At 71.2% G+C, this 16,813-nt stretch carries 14 protein-coding genes; 6 read left to right on the plus strand and 8 right to left on the minus strand.

All coding sequences use genetic code 11. The annotated features are described in order from the left end of the window. Positions 1-52 precede the first annotated feature (52 nt). Positions 53-3,490: a phosphocholine-specific phospholipase C gene (locus tag ONA70_RS02555; protein WP_265004674.1), complete on the plus strand. Its 3,438-nt coding sequence runs from the start codon at positions 53-55 to the stop codon at positions 3,488-3,490. Positions 3,491-3,584: 94 nt separating this feature from the next. On the opposite strand, the gene ONA70_RS02560 is transcribed toward ONA70_RS02555, so the two are convergent. Further along, complete coding sequence (locus ONA70_RS02560; protein WP_265004675.1) at positions 3,585-4,301, minus strand: TetR/AcrR family transcriptional regulator; 717 nt, start codon at positions 4,299-4,301, stop codon at positions 3,585-3,587. Between the two features lie 111 nt (positions 4,302-4,412). Here ONA70_RS02560 and ONA70_RS02565 point away from each other — a divergent pair, with 111 nt between their 5' ends. The 3 genes from ONA70_RS02565 to ONA70_RS02575 all read left to right on the plus strand — a co-directional run bounded on the left by ONA70_RS02565 (position 4,413) and on the right by ONA70_RS02575 (position 7,150). Further along, positions 4,413-5,396, plus strand: coding sequence for an NAD(P)-dependent alcohol dehydrogenase (locus tag ONA70_RS02565; RefSeq protein WP_265004676.1), 984 nt, complete (start codon positions 4,413-4,415; stop codon positions 5,394-5,396). Between the two features lie 199 nt (positions 5,397-5,595). After that, positions 5,596-6,093, plus strand: a complete 498-nt coding sequence (locus ONA70_RS02570) for a YcxB family protein (protein ID WP_265004677.1) — start codon at positions 5,596-5,598, stop codon at positions 6,091-6,093. Between the two features lie 271 nt (positions 6,094-6,364). Then, positions 6,365-7,150, plus strand: a complete 786-nt coding sequence (locus tag ONA70_RS02575; RefSeq protein WP_265004678.1) for a polysaccharide deacetylase family protein — start codon at positions 6,365-6,367, stop codon at positions 7,148-7,150. Between the two features lie 119 nt (positions 7,151-7,269). On the opposite strand, the gene ONA70_RS02580 is transcribed toward ONA70_RS02575, so the two are convergent. From ONA70_RS02580 to ONA70_RS02600, 5 genes are all read right to left on the minus strand, one after another. Next, complete coding sequence (locus tag ONA70_RS02580) at positions 7,270-8,547, minus strand: MFS transporter (RefSeq protein ID WP_265004679.1); 1,278 nt, start codon at positions 8,545-8,547, stop codon at positions 7,270-7,272. 156 nt (positions 8,548-8,703) lie between these two features. Then, on the minus strand, positions 8,704-10,344 hold the full coding sequence (locus ONA70_RS02585; protein ID WP_265004680.1) for a DUF4127 family protein: 1,641 nt from the start codon (positions 10,342-10,344) through the stop codon (positions 8,704-8,706). A 13-nt stretch (positions 10,345-10,357) separates the two neighbouring features. Then, on the minus strand, positions 10,358-11,056 hold the full coding sequence (locus ONA70_RS02590; RefSeq protein ID WP_265004681.1) for an N-acetylmannosamine-6-phosphate 2-epimerase: 699 nt from the start codon (positions 11,054-11,056) through the stop codon (positions 10,358-10,360). After that, the gene (locus ONA70_RS02595; RefSeq protein ID WP_265004682.1) at positions 11,053-11,970 is read right to left on the minus strand and encodes an ROK family protein; all 918 of its coding nucleotides are present in this window, start codon (positions 11,968-11,970) and stop codon (positions 11,053-11,055) included. The genes ONA70_RS02590 and ONA70_RS02595 overlap by 4 nt, the downstream gene beginning before the upstream one ends. Then, on the minus strand, positions 11,967-12,422 hold the full coding sequence (locus ONA70_RS02600; protein ID WP_265004683.1) for a carbohydrate ABC transporter permease: 456 nt from the start codon (positions 12,420-12,422) through the stop codon (positions 11,967-11,969). The genes ONA70_RS02595 and ONA70_RS02600 overlap by 4 nt, the downstream gene beginning before the upstream one ends. Here ONA70_RS02600 and ONA70_RS02605 point away from each other — a divergent pair. Beyond that, on the plus strand, positions 12,412-13,122 hold the full coding sequence (locus ONA70_RS02605) for a low temperature requirement protein A (protein WP_265004684.1): 711 nt from the start codon (positions 12,412-12,414) through the stop codon (positions 13,120-13,122). The genes ONA70_RS02600 and ONA70_RS02605 overlap by 11 nt on opposite strands. A 73-nt stretch (positions 13,123-13,195) precedes the next feature. Here the strand turns inward: ONA70_RS02605 and ONA70_RS02610 are convergent, their stop codons facing one another. Beyond that, positions 13,196-13,774 carry a hypothetical protein gene (locus ONA70_RS02610; RefSeq protein ID WP_265004685.1) on the minus strand — a complete coding sequence of 193 codons (579 nt, stop codon included), beginning with the start codon at positions 13,772-13,774 and terminating at the stop codon, positions 13,196-13,198. Positions 13,775-14,008: 234 nt separating this feature from the next. Between ONA70_RS02610 and ONA70_RS02615 the strand changes: the two genes are divergently transcribed. Continuing rightward, a complete protein-coding gene (locus ONA70_RS02615) occupies positions 14,009-15,634 on the plus strand; it encodes a peptide-N4-asparagine amidase (protein WP_265004686.1) in 1,626 nt (541 codons plus the stop codon). A 114-nt stretch (positions 15,635-15,748) separates the two neighbouring features. On the opposite strand, the gene ONA70_RS02620 is transcribed toward ONA70_RS02615, so the two are convergent. After that, a complete protein-coding gene (locus tag ONA70_RS02620; RefSeq protein WP_265004687.1) occupies positions 15,749-16,735 on the minus strand; it encodes a helix-turn-helix domain-containing protein in 987 nt (328 codons plus the stop codon). Positions 16,736-16,813: the final 78 nt, after the last annotated feature.

Genomic DNA, 16,813 nt, shown 5'->3' on the forward strand with positions numbered 1-16,813 from the left:
ATTCGCCCCTCAAGGGTTACCTCTGCTACCGGAGCGACTTAGTCTCCGCGCCATGTCTCACATCTCCCGCCGCAGGCTTCTCGGCGCCGTCGCCGGTGGCACCGCACTCTCTTTTCTGCCCCCGTCACTGCTGAAGGCGATGGCCGCGCCGCTGCCTCCCGGTGGTATGGATGCGATTGAACACGTCATCATCCTGATGCAGGAGAACCGTTCCTTCGACAACTACTACGGCACCCTCAAGGGCGTGCGCGGCTTCGGCGACCGTACGCCGCTGCGTCTGCCCACCGGGGCCACCGCCTTCGAACAGCCGCGGTCCGGCGGTGGCAAGGTCCTGCCGTTCTCGGCCCGGCAGGCGGCGGTCGCCGCCGGCCGCCCCGAGAGCGACATCCAGTACCTCGGCGCGCTCCCGCACGGCTTCTCCGACGCCAACCAGGCCCGGGCGAACGGCTGGTGGAACGACTGGGTCGCGGCCAAGGGCCAGAGCACCATGGCCTTCTACGACCGGCGCGACATCCCCCTCCAGTACGAACTGGCCGACCGTTTCACCATCTGCGACGCCTACTTCTGCTCGGTCTACGGCTCGACCAACCCCAACCGCAACTACCTGTGGACCGGCACGACCGGCTACGAGCCGGACGGCGTCAACCGAGCTGTCACCAACGCCGCGTACTCCTACACCCACGCGGGCTATGACTGGACGACATACCCGCAGCGCCTGGAGGCCGCCGGCGTCTCCTGGCAGATCTACCAGGAGTGGGACAACTTCACCGACAACGCGGTGGAGTACTTCCGGCCCTGGAAGGAGATCGGCCGGAAGATCCTCTCCAAGGTCAGCGGCCAGTACTCCACCACAGAGCAGTTCTACGACGGCCTGTGGGGCAAGACCGCGGACCAGCGAAAGGCCGCGCTGACGCAGTTCCAGCAGGGTGTCGACTCGCTGACCGAGCCGGAACGCCGGCTGTTCATGCGGGGCGCCTACCGCTCCGAGCCGAACACCCTCGTCCAGCGGATCAGGTCCGACATCAAGAACGGCACGCTGCCGACGGTGAGTTGGCTGGTTCCGACGGCGGCACTCTCCGAGCACCCAAGCTCCTCCACCCCGGTCGGCAGCGCCAACCTTATCTACGACCTCCTCGACGCCATCGCGAGCGACCCGAAGACCTGGTCGAAGACGGCCTTGTTCATCAACTTCGACGAGAACGACGGCTACTTCGACCACGTGCCCGCCCCGGTCGAGCCCCGGCCGGCCTCCGGCAACAGCGACGACTGGTTCAACGGCCTCCCGGTCGGCCCCGGCCCGCGGGTGCCGATGACGGTCGTCTCGCCGTGGACGGTGGGCGGTTTCGTCTGCTCGGAGGCGTTCGACCACACCTCGGTCATTCGGTTCCTGGAGAGGTGGACCGGGGTCCAGGAGCCCAACATCAGCGCCTGGCGCCGCAGCGTGTTCGGCGACCTGACCTCTGCCTTCGACTTCAACCGCGGATACGCCCAGCCCAAGCTGGAGCAGCCCGGCCGGGTGCCGTCAGCGGTCGGCCGCTGGAACCCCGTACCGCCGAAGAACCAGTCGCTCCCGCAGCAGGAGGCCGGCACCCGCCCGACGCGCCCCTCTCCGTACCGGCTGTCCCTGCGGGCCGACGTCACTGGCTCCGGCGTCCGCCTCCGCCTCGACAACGCGGGCACCACCGCCGCGACGTTCACCGCCTACCCCGGTGACGGCACCGCCCCGCACGCGTGGACCGTCTCCGCGGGCGGGACCGCCGACGACACGGTCGGGTACGGCGCCGACGGCTACGACCTGCAGGTCACCGGCCCCGGCTGGTCCGTCTGGGAGCTGCGCGGCACCGGTGTGGGCGCCGAGGCGTACCTGGTCGAGCAGGCCGCCTCCGGCCAGGTGAAGGTCCAGTGCGCCAACCCCTCCACCGCCACCCGCACCCTCCTCGTCGGCGAGTCGGTCTACCCGCGCAACCCCGGTGACCATGTCCAGACCGTCACCCTCGCGCCCGGCGAGACCCAGACCGTGCCGATCCACCTCCCCGACCACGGCTGGTACGACGTCGTGGTCGTCGACCAGGGGGACCCGGCGTTCCTGCGCCGGATGACCGGCCGTCTGGCCGACGGCAGGCCTGGCGTCACCGACCCGGCGACCGGTACCGCCCCGGCGCTGGCCGCGATGATCACCCTGCCGGAGCCGCTGCCCTCGCTGGACACGCCGTTCGCGCAGGGCAACCCGACCGATGTCGTCGTCACCGTGCGGAACCAGGCCGACGCCAAGCTCGGCCAGCTCTCGGTCGCCCTGCTCGCCACCTCCGGCTGGACGGTCGAGCGGGCCGCCGCAGCGCCGACGGTGGTCGCCGCCGGGGACTCGGCCGATGTGCGGTTCACGGTCACGCCTGCCCCGAATGCCACCGCAGGCAGCCTGGTGGTCGCCGCCCACGGCGACGGCAACGGCCTGCTGAGGCTCGCCGAGGCACGTGTTCGGTCCCGGGTCGCCCCTGCGATGAGCGTCTTACTGACCGGTCCGGCGAGCTCGCCCGGCACCGACGGCACCGTGATGTCGCCGGGCAGGCCGGTCACCGTGACCGCCACCGTCACCAATGCCGGCAGCACCCCGCTCACCAGCCTGGCCGCCACGCTGGCCCGCCCAACGGGCTGGACCGCCACGCCCAGAGGCGACGCGCCGACGACCGTTCCAGCCCGCTCCTCCGCCCGCCTGGAGTGGGACGTCGTCGCGCCCGCCTCGGCGGCGCGCGCCTCCGGCAGCCTCAAGGCGACCGTCACGGCGAAGCTGAGCGACAGCATCCAGCAGGCGACCGCGTCCCTGTCCGCCAAGACCGGGCCCGTCATGACCGGCTACCTGCTCGCGGAGGACTTCGAGTCCGTCGTCCCCGCGCTCGCCCCGGCGGCCGACCTCAGCCGGCCCGGCCTGCTCGGCTGGACCCGGACCACCCCCGAGGGCTGGACGGTCACCAACGCGGCGGCCATGCCGCAGGGCACCCGGGAACTGCAGGGCTGGACCTTCCTGTCCAAGCAGTTCTGGTTCCCCGGCGGGCAGAACCGCCCCAACTTCGGCCGGTCCCTCGGCGTCGTCGCGGTCGCCGATCCCGATGACTGGGACGACACCGGCAACCCGTCCGGCCGGGGTCGGTTCGACTCGACCCTGACCACCCCGGCAGTGGCCATCCCGTCGGGCACCTCCACCCTCCACCTGGGCTTCGACTCCCACTACCGGCAGGAGAGCCCCCAGGAGGCCGAGGTCACCGTCCAGTTCGACACCGGCGACAAGGTCCAGTTGCTGCACTACAGCAGCGCCACCTCCGGGAACACCAACCAGGGCCAGGACCAGGAGAACCGGCTCGTCCGGCTCTCCTGCCCCGTCCCGGCCGGGGTCACGTCGGCGAAGGTCAGCTTCCGGATCTTCAACGCCGGCAACAACTGGTACTGGGCGATCGACAACGTCCGCCTGGGCACCAGCCCGATCGCCGACGCCTGACCGGCCGGCGGCCTGACCGCCTCCGCGCGGGGACGCATGGTCGTCCCCGCGCGGAGCCGCGGTGATGCGCCAGGAGGCAGGATCCGCACGCCGTTCACCGGGGCCTGCGCGACGATGTCCAGCCTTGCTGGTGCAGCCGTTCGATGCCGTCCAGCAGCAGGTCCAGCGCGAACTCGAACTCGAACTGGTCGTCACAGCCCTGCCCCACGACCGACTCGTCGTCGTGAGATGCCGCCGTGGCGATCTCCGCGAGGTGCGGGAACCGGGCCGCGACCCCCGGTGGTAGCGCCGCCGGCGAATCGGGCACGGTCGTGCCGGACCGGCCGGCGCGCCGGGCGGCGTCGAACAACTCCTGGCTAAAGCCCAGGATCCGGCTGCCCATCGCGTGCATCACGTGATGGGCGAGGTCGGCGGAGAACCCGCCGGCCCGGAACGCCCCGACCATCGAGTCGAGGTAGGCGAGGATGGCCGGCGTCGCCATGTTCCGCGACTCGATCGCGAGCGGCGCCCAGGGGTGGCGGCGCAGCACCTGCCGCGCCGAGAGGATGCGCCTGCGGACCATGTGCTTCCAGTCGGCGCCGGGCACCAGCGGGTCGATCTCGCCGACGACCACGTCGATCATGCCATCGAGCAGTTCATCTTTGTTGGCCACGTGCTTGTAGAGGGCCATCGGCACGACGCCCAGGTCCTGGGCGAGGTTGCGCATGCTGAGGGATTCGATCCCGGCCTCGTTGGCGAGCGCGACGGCAGCGCGCAGGATCCGGTCCCTGCTCAGCGGCGTCCGGCGCAACGTATCGGCCTGCTCAACCATCTCGGTCCTCGTCTTCCGGCGACGGTTGAAACCATAACCACCTTGACCGGTGTACGGCGTACACCTACCCTGCTTCCATGAGGTGTACGCCGTACACCTGAGGGAGGGGAAATGAAAGCGATCGTCCAAGACCGATACGGCCCACCGGAGACCCTCACGCTCGCGGACGTCGACGCGCCGGTGCCTGCCGCCGACGAGGTGCTCGTACGGGTCGAGGCCGCCGCGCTCAACGCCTACGACTGGCATGCCATGCGCGGCGACCCACGGCTGGCACGGTTGGCAATGGGCCGATCAAGGCCCCGAGCACGCATCCGTGGCCGCGACTTCGCCGGCCGGATCGAGGCCGTCGGCACCCAGGTTCGACAGGTACGCCCGGGCGACACGGTCTTCGGCGACCTCGGCGACGCCAATGGCGCGTTCGCCGAGTACGTGTGCGTACCCGAGACCCTCGTCGCACCGAAGCCGGCGAACCTAACGCCGCAGCAGGCGGCCGCCCTGCCGCTGGCCGGCACCACCGCGCTCATGGGACTGCGCGACGTCGGGCGGGTCGAGCCCGGCCACCGCGTCCTCATCAACGGCGCCTCCGGCGGCGTCGGCACCCTGGCGGTTCAACTGGCCAAGGCGCTCGGCGCGACCGTGACCGGGGTGTGCAGCACCCGCAACGTCGACCTGGTCCGTTCCCTCGGCGCAGACCACGTTGTCGACTACACCCGCGAAGACTTCGCCCACGACACGCGCCGCCACGACGTCGTGTTCGACCTGGTCGGCAACCGCAGCCTCAGCGCGCTCCGGCGGGCGCTGACCCCGGCCGGGACGCTGGTGCTCTCCGGCGGCGGCGTGTACCGCGGCGGCAGTGTGATCGGACCGATCTGGCTCATCACGCGTGGGCGACTGCTGGCGCCCTTCGTCCGACACCGCATCGTCACGCTCACCACGACACCCAGCCGGCAACACCTCGACACGCTCCGCGCCCACGCCGAGGCCGGCCGCCTCACTCCGGTCATCGACCGGACCTACCCGCTCCACGAGGTGCCCCAGGCCATCCGGTACCTCGAAGGTGAGCACGCGCGGGCGAAAGTCGTCATCACCGTCTGACGCACTGGACACGTGTCTGACGGCGCCGGCGTCAAGGGCCACCACGACAGACGCCTTCCAGGCCCGAGGTGTTGCCGGGCCGGGGATGGGGGTGCCGTGGGCGTCCGCTCGGCGGGCTGCTTCTTGTCGCCGGCACCGCGGGCTACCTGGTCGCCCGCCGCCGCTGCCCGGGGGAGGTTGGGGGCACTATCGTTCTGGCGTGCACATCCGTTTTGACGTCCCAGCAGATCCCGCCTACCCAGGCCGCGTGGCCGCTGCGCTCAGCAGTGTTCGGCTACGCAAGTACGGTTATGTCGGCGCGGTGCTGGCGGCGGTCGGGGCGATCGGTTTCGCCGTCTCGCGGGGGTTCGCGTGGGGCGACCAGATCTCGCCGCTGTGCATGGCGATGGTCGTGGGTGGCCTGCTGTCGATGCTGTACTCGCCGTGGGTGCGGTTGCGCGCCCGGCGCCGCTCCGGTCGCTACGCTGTCGAGGGCGCCTACGACATCACCGACGACAACATCATGATGCGCAGCGGCTCGGAGTCCGGCGGCATCGCCTGGGACGGGGTCGCCCAGGTAAGGGACACCCCTGAGTTCTGGATCGTATACGTCGGCCGGATGCCGGCGACCGTGATCCCACGCCGCTTGATGTCCGCCGAGGACGCCGAGACGTTGCGAGCCTATATGGCCAAACGTGGGCTGCTCCAGCTTCGGTGAACTCATCTGGCGCCCCGCGGTGTCAGGTGGTGATGGAGAGCAGTGTTTTAAGCTGGTCGGTGGCGGGTCCGGGAAGTGACTTTCCAAAGTGTCGATCTTGGGGTTTGGGTCGGCCGCGCTGGATCTCCTAGTCGCCCCCGTGTGTCCTCCCGGACCCGTCGCGAGCCGTCTGGGCGGGCGGACGCGGGTGCACGGTGGCCCGCCCGCGGAGACGGCACACCGTCTCGTCGATTTCCTCTCCGCCACACCTGGGGCGGCTTAGCATCGCGGAGTGTCACCGGACCGCCGCGGCGCTCTCCGCGCCGCCGCCGCTGCAGCCGCCGGACTTGTCGGACTGGCCGGCTGTGACCCGGCGCGCCGACCGTCGGTCGCCCGGTCGGCCACGCCGGGGACCGGCACCACCTCGCCGCCCGCCTCCCCACCCCGGTCGACCGCAGGTGCCTCCGGTCCTCCCGTCCTGCCGGGGGAGATCAGCAGCGGACCACGGAACCGACCCAACGTGGCGCTGACCTTCCATGGCCAGGGGGAGCCCGCCCTCGCCCGCCAGTTGCTGGCCGAACTGGAGCGGGCCGACGCCCGGGTCACCGTCTTCGCGGTCGGCACGTGGTTGGCCGACCAGCCAACGATGGCGCGGCGAGTCCTCGACGGCCGTCATGAGCTGGGCAACCACACCGAGAACCATGCCGACATCAGCCGGATGACGCCGGCCGAGGCGTTCGAGGAGATCAACCGGTGCGCCCAGCGGATCAAGCAGCTCACCGGCTCGATCGGCACCTGGTTCCGCCCGTCGCAGACCCAGCACGCCAACGCCATGATTCGCGCCCAGGCCAGCCGGGTGGGCTATCCGACGTGTGTGTCGTACGACGTGGACTCGCTCGACAACACCGACCCAGGGGCGCCGCTGGTGGTACGGACGACGATGAGCCAGGTCCGGCCGGGTTCGATCGTCAGCCTGCACTTCGGCCACCGGGACACGCTGGCCGCCATCGGGCCGATCCTTGACGGGCTGCGCCAGCGGGGCCTGCACGCCGTGTCGATGAAGGAGCTGATGGCCTGATGCTCGTCGTCCGGTGACCCCGCCAGCCTCCTGCGGCGGCGGTGGCCGCCGGCCGCACCGGGATCATGCGCTGTCCCCGGGCGCCGGCGGTGACTCGGATCTGAAGCGAGTTCTTCGCCTCAGATCCGGCCGGTGACCTCCTTCTCCTTTGATCGGGGACCAGCTGTTGCCGGCTCAAGGTCGGGTACAGGTGCGGAATGCTGGCGGCGGGGTAGCAGCAGCGGGCTGGCGAGGATCAGCAGTCCCGCGACCGTGATGGCCGTGCGTGGGCTGGTGGCGCCGGCGAGCAGTCCGCCGAATGCGCTGAGGACGGCGATGGAGGCGCTGCTGCTGATCGACCAGGCCGACAGGGTGCGGGCGATGCGATCCTTGGGGGTGTGTTCGAGCCGATAGGTGGCGAGCACCGGGTTGTAAAGGCTCATGCTGATGATGATCGCGAGCTCGACGGCGATCACCGTCGTGAGGCCGGCGACTCCGGGCTGGACGAAGGCGAGGCCGATCAGCCAGACCGCACGCAGCGTGCCGACTGTACGGAGGATCCGGTGCTGGCCATACCGCGCCACGACACGGCGGGCAAGACGTGAGCCGATGAGTCCGCCGACGCAGGGGGCGGCGAAGGCGAGGCCGTACTGCCAGGGTGGGAATCCGAGCTGGCGGAGCAGGAGCACGGCCAGCAGCGGCTCGGTGGCCATGATGAGTCCGCTGACGAGCAGATGGTTGAGGTAGAGCGCCCGCAGGCCGGGATGGGTCAGCAGGTGCCGCCAGCCGTCGAGCAACTCGCCGGCCCGGGCCCCGCGCTTGTCGGTTCGCTGCGGCTGTTCTTCCCGGCCTCGAATCGCGGTGATGCCCAGCGCGGAGAACAGGTAGCTGAACGCGTCGGCCAGCAGGGTGGCCACCGGCCCGAACAGGCCGATCGCCGCTCCGCCCAGCGGCGGCCCGACGGCGATGGAGCTCCACGTCGTCGACTCGAACCGCGCGTTGGCCACGAGCAGGTCATCCGGCCGGACGAGGGCCTTGAGGTAGGCGCCGCTCGCCGCGTTGAAGGCGATCTTGGCTGCGGCGACCACGGCTGAGACGACCAGTAACTGCACGAAACTGAGCATGCCGAGGGCGTAGGCGACGGGGATCGTCAGCATGACCGCGAACCGGGCCAGGTCCATCGCGATCATCACCGGCCGCTTGCGGCGAAACTCCACCCACGGGCCGAGCGGCAACGCGATCAGCGCGCCCACTGCCGGCCCCACCGCTGACAGCGCGGACACCTGGGTGGGGCTGGCGTGCAACACCAGCACGGCGATCAGCGGCAACGCGCCGAACCCAAACCCGGAGCCGTAGGCGCTGACCGCGTACGCCGTCCACAGCCATCCGAACTGCCGGCCCAGCGATCGTCTGGCCACCGCGCCTCGTATCTCCCGTGTGAAACACCGTGCCGCGCTGTGATCAAAGCAGGGGCAGGAAAGCGGGTCAAACAACCGAGCCGGCGGCGAGCCACAACCATGGACAACGGCACCGGGTCGCGCCGGCAGATCAGTGCCGGCGCGACCGGTGCGCGATCAGGACACTCTCAGCCGGGGCTCCAGGATCACCTCGAAGAGCCGGTCCCACGGCAGCTCGACACGTGCCGACTCGAAGCGGGTGAGGGTCGCCGTGAACGTCTTCGCGCCCCGCCGACCGAGCACGACACGGTGCCCGGCGAAGTGGTCGACGAAGTACCGTTCGGTCAGCGGCACCAGCCGTTCGCTCACCCAGCCGTCGAAGTAGGTCTTCTGCTGCGGGGTGAGCGCGAGCGGGTCCCAGCCCTGCGCCCGCGCGTGCGCGTACGCCTCGACCTGCACGATGTTCTTCCACGGATCGTCCTTGACGAACCGGTAGAGCAGGTACTCGGCGTGCGCCAGGCCAGGCCCGCGCAGGTCCGGCACGCCGTAGCCGCTGGCGGAGGAGCGCAGGTACGCCCAGCGGGCGGTGCCGTGACCGAGCGCCAGGCCGAGCGCGTTGCCGCCGGTGTTCCACCCCGAGTACGACAGCAGCGCCGCCAGGTCCAGGCGGGACTCCATCCGCGCGACCAGTTCGTGGTCCGCCTTGTTCACGATGAGCGGGTCCACCACGATCACCGGCGTGCCGGCGGCCAGCAGGTCGCCGATCCGCCCGACGAAGGCGTCCAGGTCGGCGGTCCGCTGCGCGGGTACCGCCGAGGGGGTGTTCACGGCGAGCACGATGTCCGCGTCGCCGTCCACCACCCGTCCACCCACGGCAGCCACGTGCCGGCGGATGTTCTCCGCGAACGGGATGCCTTCCAGCTGGGCGGTCCAGTCCTCGCCCGACACACCGGCGTACTCCACCCGGTACGTGGGTGCCGTGCCGGCCGCGATCACCCGCGCGACCAGCAGCGCGTCGACCTCGTCGGCGCCGGGGAAGATCTCCACCCGATCGCCGACCCCGAGCCGGGCGACCAGCGCCTCCAGCTCGACCCGCTCCGCCCGGGCCAGGCCGACCAGCGCGGTGTCGTCCTCGGAGAGCACGAGGTGGCTGATCGTGCCGTCGGCGACCCACTCGACCATCAGCCGGTTGACCTGGTGGTTACGGGCCCGCGCGGCGAGATAGTCCGCGACGACCTGGTCCGGGATCTGCGCCCGGACGGCGTCGAGCCGGGCCCGCAGCTCCCCCTGCCCGAGGTTGACCACCTGGTCGTAGAGCTTCGCCCACTCGACCAGCCGGTCGCGGTACTTGTCCAGGTCGGTGCCGGTGCTGGTGATGGCCAGCCGCTGGATGGTGTCGTGCACCTCGATCACCGCGCCGGGCCGGGCCGCGCGCAGGTTCCGGATCGCGGCCAGGTTCTGCAGGGCGCCGGCCAGGGCCGGGGCGGCGGTACGGGAGGCGATCAGACCGCCGTAGGCGAGCATGCTCACCGAGATCACGTACCCGTCGACGCCGTCGGTGGTGCCGAGCCAGCGGGCGATGGCGGCCCCGTCGCCGGGGGTGAAGAAGCGGCCCAGCAGTTCCCGGGGCGGCAGCTGCAGCCGGGCGCCGGCGCTCGCCGCGGTCATCTGGGGGCAGTAGGTGTTGACCGGCCGGTCGTCGAGCGGCACCAGCGCCACGGTCAGCTGCCGCTCGGCGGACCCGGCGAACGCGGGCCGACCGATGGCCGCGGTGGCCAGCCCGGCCATGCCGATCGCCAGGACGGTACGTCTCTTCATCGGTTCTCCCTTGTTACCTGGGCGCGCCCGCCGCGCGGGGGGTGGCCGGCACGAGCCGGCGGGTGATCCACAGCGGTGAGGTGACGGCGTTGCCCATCACCACCGCGTGGGCACCGGCCTCGAAGGCCGCGCCGATCTGCGCCGTGGTGCGGTACCGCCCTTCGGCGATCACCGGTACGGGCAGCAGTGCGGCGAGTCGCGCCACGAGCCCGAGGTCGGGCCCGTCAGTCGGTGGGCTGGCCGGGGTGTAGCCGGACAGCGTGGTGGCGACCGCGTCCGCGCCGGCCTCGACGGCGGCGACGCCCTCTGCCGTGGTGGAGACGTCGGCCAGGACCAGCGCGTCGGTCCGTTCGCGAATAGCCCGGACCGTGTCGGCGAAGGTGCGCCCGTCCGGTCGGGGACGGTCGGTGGCGTCCACCGCGACGATGTCCGACCCGGCCCGCGCCACCTCGAGCGCGTGCGCCGCTGTCGGGGTGATGAACACATCCTCCGTGCCGTGCTTGTACAGCCCGATCACCGGCACGTCGACCGCGGCGCGTACCGCCCTGACGTCGTCCGGCCCGTTGACCCGGACGGCCACCGCGCCGCCGCGTACCACCGCGGCGGCCACCCGGGCCTGGACGTACGCATCCCGCATCGGGTCGTCCGGCTCGTCGGGCAGCGGCTGGCAGGACACCACCAGCCCGCCGGCCAGGTCGTCGAGCACACTCACCCTCTGGTCCTTCCATCGATGTCGGGCGGGTCCATGGCCAGCCGGGCCGCGCCGACCACGACGGCGTCGGCGCCCAGCGTGGCGGGCAGCAACGGCACGTCGGCCCAGCCCGCCGGCAGCTCGGCCGAGTAGGCAGCCGACGCGGCGGGCAGCAGGGCGCCGGCCGCCCCGCCGGCCACCAGGACGGCCTCCGGGTCGAGCAGGGCCACCAACCCCGCCAGGGCCGCGCCGAGGACGCTGCCGGCCCGGTCCACGATCTGCCGGGCGACCTCGTCCCCGGCCGCCGCGCGGTCGGCCACGGCCCGGCCGGTGGTCCGGGTGCCGGTGGCGAGGGCGTACGCGGCGGCCAGCCCGGTGCCCGAGGCGATCGCCTCCAGGTGCCCGTATCGGCCGCACCCGCAGCGCAGCCGTTCGGCGTCCGGGGCCGGCAGGTGCCCGACCTCGCCGGCGGCGCCGCGGGCACCGGTCTCGACGCGGCCGTCGCGGACGATCGCGCCGCCCAGCCCGGTGCCGACGGCCACCAGCAGCACATGGCGGCGGTCCCGTCCGGCGCCGGCCCAGCATTCGCCCAGCGCCGCCGCGTTCACGTCGTTGGTGATCCGCACGGCTCGACCCAGCCGTACGGATAGCGCGTCGGCGACCGGGGTGCCGGCCCAGCCGGGCAGGCTGTCGGTGGCGTACCGGATGCTGCCGGTCGCCGGGTCGACCGCGCCGGCGGTGCCCACCCCCACCGGCCCGGCGCCGGCGTCGAGCAGGTCGGCGGCCAGCCCGGCGGCGGTGTCCAGCACCGCGTCGGGCCCGGACCGGGCGGGAGTGGGCACCTCGCGGCGGTCCAGCACTGTCCCGCCTGGGCCGACCAGCGCGGCGGCTGTCTTGGTGCCGCCGATGTCGACCCCGACCACCGGTGCCGTCATCCCTTCAGGCCGGTGTGCGCGAGGCCCTCGACGAACTGCTTCTGCGCGATGACGAAGACCACCAGCACCGGCAGCGCGGTCATTGACGCCGCGGCCAACTGCACGTCCCACATGGGGCCGCCGTAGGCGTCGACGAACTGGGTGAGCGCCTGGGGGAGGGTGAACTTCTCCGGCGAGGAGAGGAACACGATCGGTTCCAGGTACAGGTTCCAGCTGTGCAGGAAGGTGAAGATCGCCACCGCGCCCAGCGCGGGCCGCGACAGCGGCAGCGCGATCCGCCAGAAGGTGGCGAAGCGGCCGAGCCCGTCGACCCGGGCCGCCTCCTCCAACTCGCCGGGGAGGCTGATGAAGAACTGCCGCATGATGAACGTCGCCAGCACGCTCGGCGCGCCGAAGATCGGCACCAGGATCAGCGGCCAGTGGGTGTTGATCAGCCCGAGCTTGAAGAACATCTGGACCGCCCTGTGGGGGGCCGCCGTGACCGTGGACATCGTCTCCGCGCAGCTGCGCTGGCCGGCACCGGGGACGACCGAACCACAGGTCAGCGCGTGGGCCACGGACAGCAAGCATCACCTGCCGGAGCGATACCAGCAGCTCCTGATGATCGCCCTCGGGGAATCCGTGCTCGGTGTCGGCACCACGTTCACCAGCCAGCCGGCCAGCCCGGCCACCTCCGCGCTGCTGGTGGTGGCGTTCCTGTCGACGGTGCTGCTGTGGCGCATCTACTTCTACCGCTCCGGCCAGATTCTCGCCGAAGCCCTCGCCGCCGCAGGGAACAGGGACGCCGCCGGCCGCGCCACCGGCACCGCTCACGTCCTCATGGTGCTCGGCATCGTCGCCACCGCCGTCGGCTTCGAGGCCGTGCTGAAACACCCGCACGGCCTGCCGGAACCCGCGTGGCTCATCACGAGCCTCGGCGGCCCCGCACTGTTCCTCTACGGCCGCATCCGCCTGGAACGCATCGTGTTCAACCGGCTCTCGCTCCGCCGCGTCGTCGCCATCGCCGCCCTGGCAGTCGTCGCTGTCCCCCTGTACTTCGCCCCACCGCTAGCCTCCCCGGTCGTCGCCGGACTCATACTGCTCGCCGTCGCCCTCGCCGACGCCCACCACGCCGCCGGCCGTCCCCCCGAGGCCCCCTCCCCCGCGCACTAGTAGTGCTTGGTGAGGCCGGCGGGGAGCGTAAGCGCCGAAGCCCGCGCCTGCCCGGCGTCCAGCCCGCGGAGGACTAGGGCATGAGGTCGGACCGGTAGGCCCGGAACCACTCGCCGATCCGGCCGGTACGCCACTCTCGGTCGACGAGCGTGAGACGCAGGAACGCGTCGTCGGTCTTGCCGAACGGCTGCCACACCGGGCCGGCCTGGCGCTGCTGCGCCACCTGCGCCCGGGTCAGCACCTCGCCGATTCCGACGATCCCATGGCCGGTGTTGGCGGCGGCAAACGCCGCGGAGTCGGCAGCGGCGACCGACCGGGCGGCACCGGTGGGTGCGACGACACCGGTCCGGCGCTGCGCCAGCACGGTAATCCCTTGGATGTCGGCCCACCGCATGCGCACGACAACACCGTCACGACGCAGGAACTCGACGCCGTTGGCGGACACCCGAAGGCCGTGCCCGCGGCTGGCGACCCGATGCAGCAGCGTGATCAGGCCGACAAGGATGACCGGCAGCAGCACAGAGAAGACCGGGCCGCCGAACATGTAGCCGAGCACCCACGTGATCAGCGCGATCAGGATGTTGGACTTCAGGAACGGCTTGATGTGGGTGTACCACGTGCCGCCACGAGGCCCGAAACTCCTCAGGCTCACTGCCAGGCAAGGTCACGCGCTGTCCCCTCAACTCGTACCGACGGCGGCCGAGACCGCAGCCTACCTATCGACGTCGTACCGCGTCGGGCCCGCGTTCGATGGCCTGGCCTGTCGTCACCAGACTCCACAGGAGACGTTCCCTGGTCACCGTCATTCCCGTAATGTCCGGACGGATGTCGCGCAGCATCGCCGGCAGCAGGAATACCTACCGACAAGGATCGCGCTAGGAGCACGATGAGACGTCTCGTCGCGGTCGGAGCCGCCGTGCTTGGCTTCGCCCTCTTCACCGGCACGGCGGCCCATGCCGCAGAGCCTCCCGCCGAGTTCGGCTCGGATTGGGACGACCCGCGTACCGCGGATCAACCCGTATCGAAGCCGCCGACCCCGTCCTGCGCGGTGACGATCGTCGACCACGAGTTCCGGGACTTCACGCCCTACACCGGCACCTACACCCCACCGGCCCACTGTGACGGGCCGTGGAACAAGGTGGTGCTGCGGATGGAAACCTCGATCGCCGGACGGCAGTACGACCGTCTCGGCTCGCTCAGCCTGAGTGGGGTGACGATCTTCAAGACCTCCACCGCTGAGCCATCCGTCGACGGCATCCGGTGGGCGGTGGAGTCCGACGTCACTCGCTACGCCCCGCTGCTCACCCGCCAGCAGCCGGTCTGGATGCTGATCGGCAACGTGGTCAACGAGACGTACACCGGAATCCTGGACACCAGGGTCGACCTGACCTTCTACCAGGCCACTGAGGAGTATCCGGCGGCGGAGACCTCCGACGACGTGCTGCCGCTCGCCGACGCGAGACAGTCCGACGGCGAGTTGCACGGCGCGGTCACGGTGGCGCGCAACACCGAGCGGCTGGTGGCCGAGGTGTACGCCACCGGTTCCGGTGGTGGCTGCGAGGAGTTCTGGTACGGCACCACGCCGCCCGACACCGGCTACTCCTGCGGCACCGCCGCCGACGGGCCGTACCGGGAGGTGCAGGTGCTGATCGACGACCAGGTCGCCGGCATCGCGGCCCCGTATCCGTACATCTACACCGGCGGCTGGTCCAACCCGTTCCTCTGGTACGTCCTGCCCGCGCCGCGCGCCTTCAACGTCCAAGCCATCCGGTACGACCTGACCCCGTTCGTGGGGCTGCTCACCGACGGTCAGCCACACCAGGTACGGGTACGTGCCATCGGCGTGCCAGCCGGGCAGTCGGGCTGGGACACCCCGACCAACTTCCTGGTGTGGCGGGACCACGGCAGCGCCCGCACCAGCGGCGGACTGCTCAGCCACGACCTGGGTGGGTTGCGCAACGACCTGACCAGTTCCGTCGAGGGCGACATCCACCACGTCAACGTCGAGGCGGCGCACCGGTTCCGGGCGGTCGGCTACCTCGAGACCTCGCACGGCCGGGTGGTGACCACGGTCGAGCAGGCGCTCACCAACCACAACGAGCACTACTGGGGCCCCGATGAGAGCCCGGACGGCCAGCACGCGGTCTGGACGGACACGTCCACGGTGACGGTGTCGGGGCGGGAGTCAGCGCCCCGGGTCAGCCGCATCGAGAAGCGGTTCACCGTCGATGGTGAGATCACCATCGCGGACAACCGGCTCACCACCCGCATGACGCTCGGCGACTACGCCGACGAGACGACCGCCGGCACCGGGCAGGCGCCCTGGAGCCGGCTGGCGAACACGTTCGCCGGTTCGGCGTCCTGGACGCTCGGCGTACCACGCTCCGAGCGGCACGCCGTCGGTGAGTCCGAGCAGCGGTACCGCCTGACGGGCCCGCACGGCACCTGCTATGACCACCGGATCGCCCAGGTCAACGGCACCATCACGGCCGACGAGTTGCGCTGCGGGTAGCAGTAGGCCAGAACCAGGTTTCTGCCTGAGCCGATGAGTGCGTCGGGCGCCCCGAATCTCTCCGGGGCGCCCGACGTGCTCAGGTCACCGGCACCCTACTCGCAGAGGGAGCCGTCACGCCCAGTTGTGGCGTGCGGCGTACCAGCCCAGCTCCATCCGGGTCCTGACACCGGCCAGGTCCATCAGCACGCGTAACCGACGCTGCAGGGACCGCAAGGAGATGCCGAGCTGGTTGGCGACGACCTGATCGGTGAGCCCGGCCAGCAGCAACGCCAGGATCTTCCGGTCCAGCGTCGTCGGGGCATCCGCATCCGCTCTGCTGGCGGCATCATCGGTCAGCCCGCCCAGTGCCGAGACGCCGATCGGGTGGGCGTAACGCCACACGAGTTCGAACATCGCATCCATGGCAGCCAGCAGCCCGGTGCGGTGCAGCAGCACAACGCCGGGCTCACCATCGGGCTCAACCGTCAACGGCACAAGGCCGAGCTCGTTGTCCGCCAGCACGAGCTTGATCGGTAGCGATTCGACCACCCGCACCTCGACGCCCGAACGCAGCGACTCGATGGTCCCGGCGACCGCGCCGGGTTCGGCGAGCACCGCCCGATCGACCACGACCCGGTAACGCACCCCCTGGGCCACGAGCTGCGCCTCGGCGGAGTTGGCACCGATCGGCACGGCGACGGCAGGTGTGGTGACGAAGCTACGTACCTCTGTGCGGGCGGCGTGCTGCACCTGTGCGAACCGGTGCCGGACCGCCTCGACGCCGGTGACCACCTCGACCAGCTCGCTGATGCTGCGGCCGGCCATCGCCCGGCGATGCTCCTCGGCGAGGGTGACGAGCGCCAGCTCGGCGCTGCGCAGAGCCGCCCGCCGTTCGCTGATCAGCGCCCCGAGCGCGACCGCGGGCGGTGCCGCGGCGAATGCGCCGTCGGGGGTCGACTTCACCAGACCGCACGCCATCAGATGCGACAGCGTCGCGTCGACCACCGGTATGGGCAGGTGCAGGGCCTCGCCCAGCTCAGCGGGGTTGGCCTCGGCGCGTCCGGCGAGCATGCCATAGACGGCTTCGTCTTCGGGGCTCAGGCCCAACGCATCCAGCATCGGCGGCCGCCTTCCCTCCACCCGTCGCTGCGGGGAGAGTATGGGCCACGGTGATGGATCTTGCCCAGCCCCGGCTGG

Source organism: Micromonospora yasonensis (assembly GCF_026013475.1).
Taxonomy (GTDB): Bacteria; Actinomycetota; Actinomycetes; order Mycobacteriales; family Micromonosporaceae; genus Micromonospora; species Micromonospora yasonensis.

What these genes read in the sequence shown, in the direction of transcription:
- ONA70_RS02555 (WP_265004674.1), top strand. Translation starts at nt 53, where the DNA reads ATGTCTCACATCTCCCGCCGCAGGCTTCTCGGCGCCGTCGCCGGTGGC.
- ONA70_RS02560 (WP_265004675.1), bottom strand. Translation starts at nt 4,301, where the DNA reads ATGGTTGAGCAGGCCGATACGTTGCGCCGGACGCCGCTGAGCAGGGAC.
- ONA70_RS02565 (WP_265004676.1), top strand. Translation starts at nt 4,413, where the DNA reads ATGAAAGCGATCGTCCAAGACCGATACGGCCCACCGGAGACCCTCACG.
- ONA70_RS02585 (WP_265004680.1), bottom strand. Translation starts at nt 10,344, where the DNA reads ATGAAGAGACGTACCGTCCTGGCGATCGGCATGGCCGGGCTGGCCACC.
- ONA70_RS02595 (WP_265004682.1), bottom strand. Translation starts at nt 11,970, where the DNA reads ATGACGGCACCGGTGGTCGGGGTCGACATCGGCGGCACCAAGACAGCC.
- ONA70_RS02600 (WP_265004683.1), bottom strand. Translation starts at nt 12,422, where the DNA reads ATGTTCTTCAAGCTCGGGCTGATCAACACCCACTGGCCGCTGATCCTG.
- ONA70_RS02615 (WP_265004686.1), top strand. Translation starts at nt 14,009, where the DNA reads ATGAGACGTCTCGTCGCGGTCGGAGCCGCCGTGCTTGGCTTCGCCCTC.
- ONA70_RS02620 (WP_265004687.1), bottom strand. Translation starts at nt 16,735, where the DNA reads ATGCTGGATGCGTTGGGCCTGAGCCCCGAAGACGAAGCCGTCTATGGC.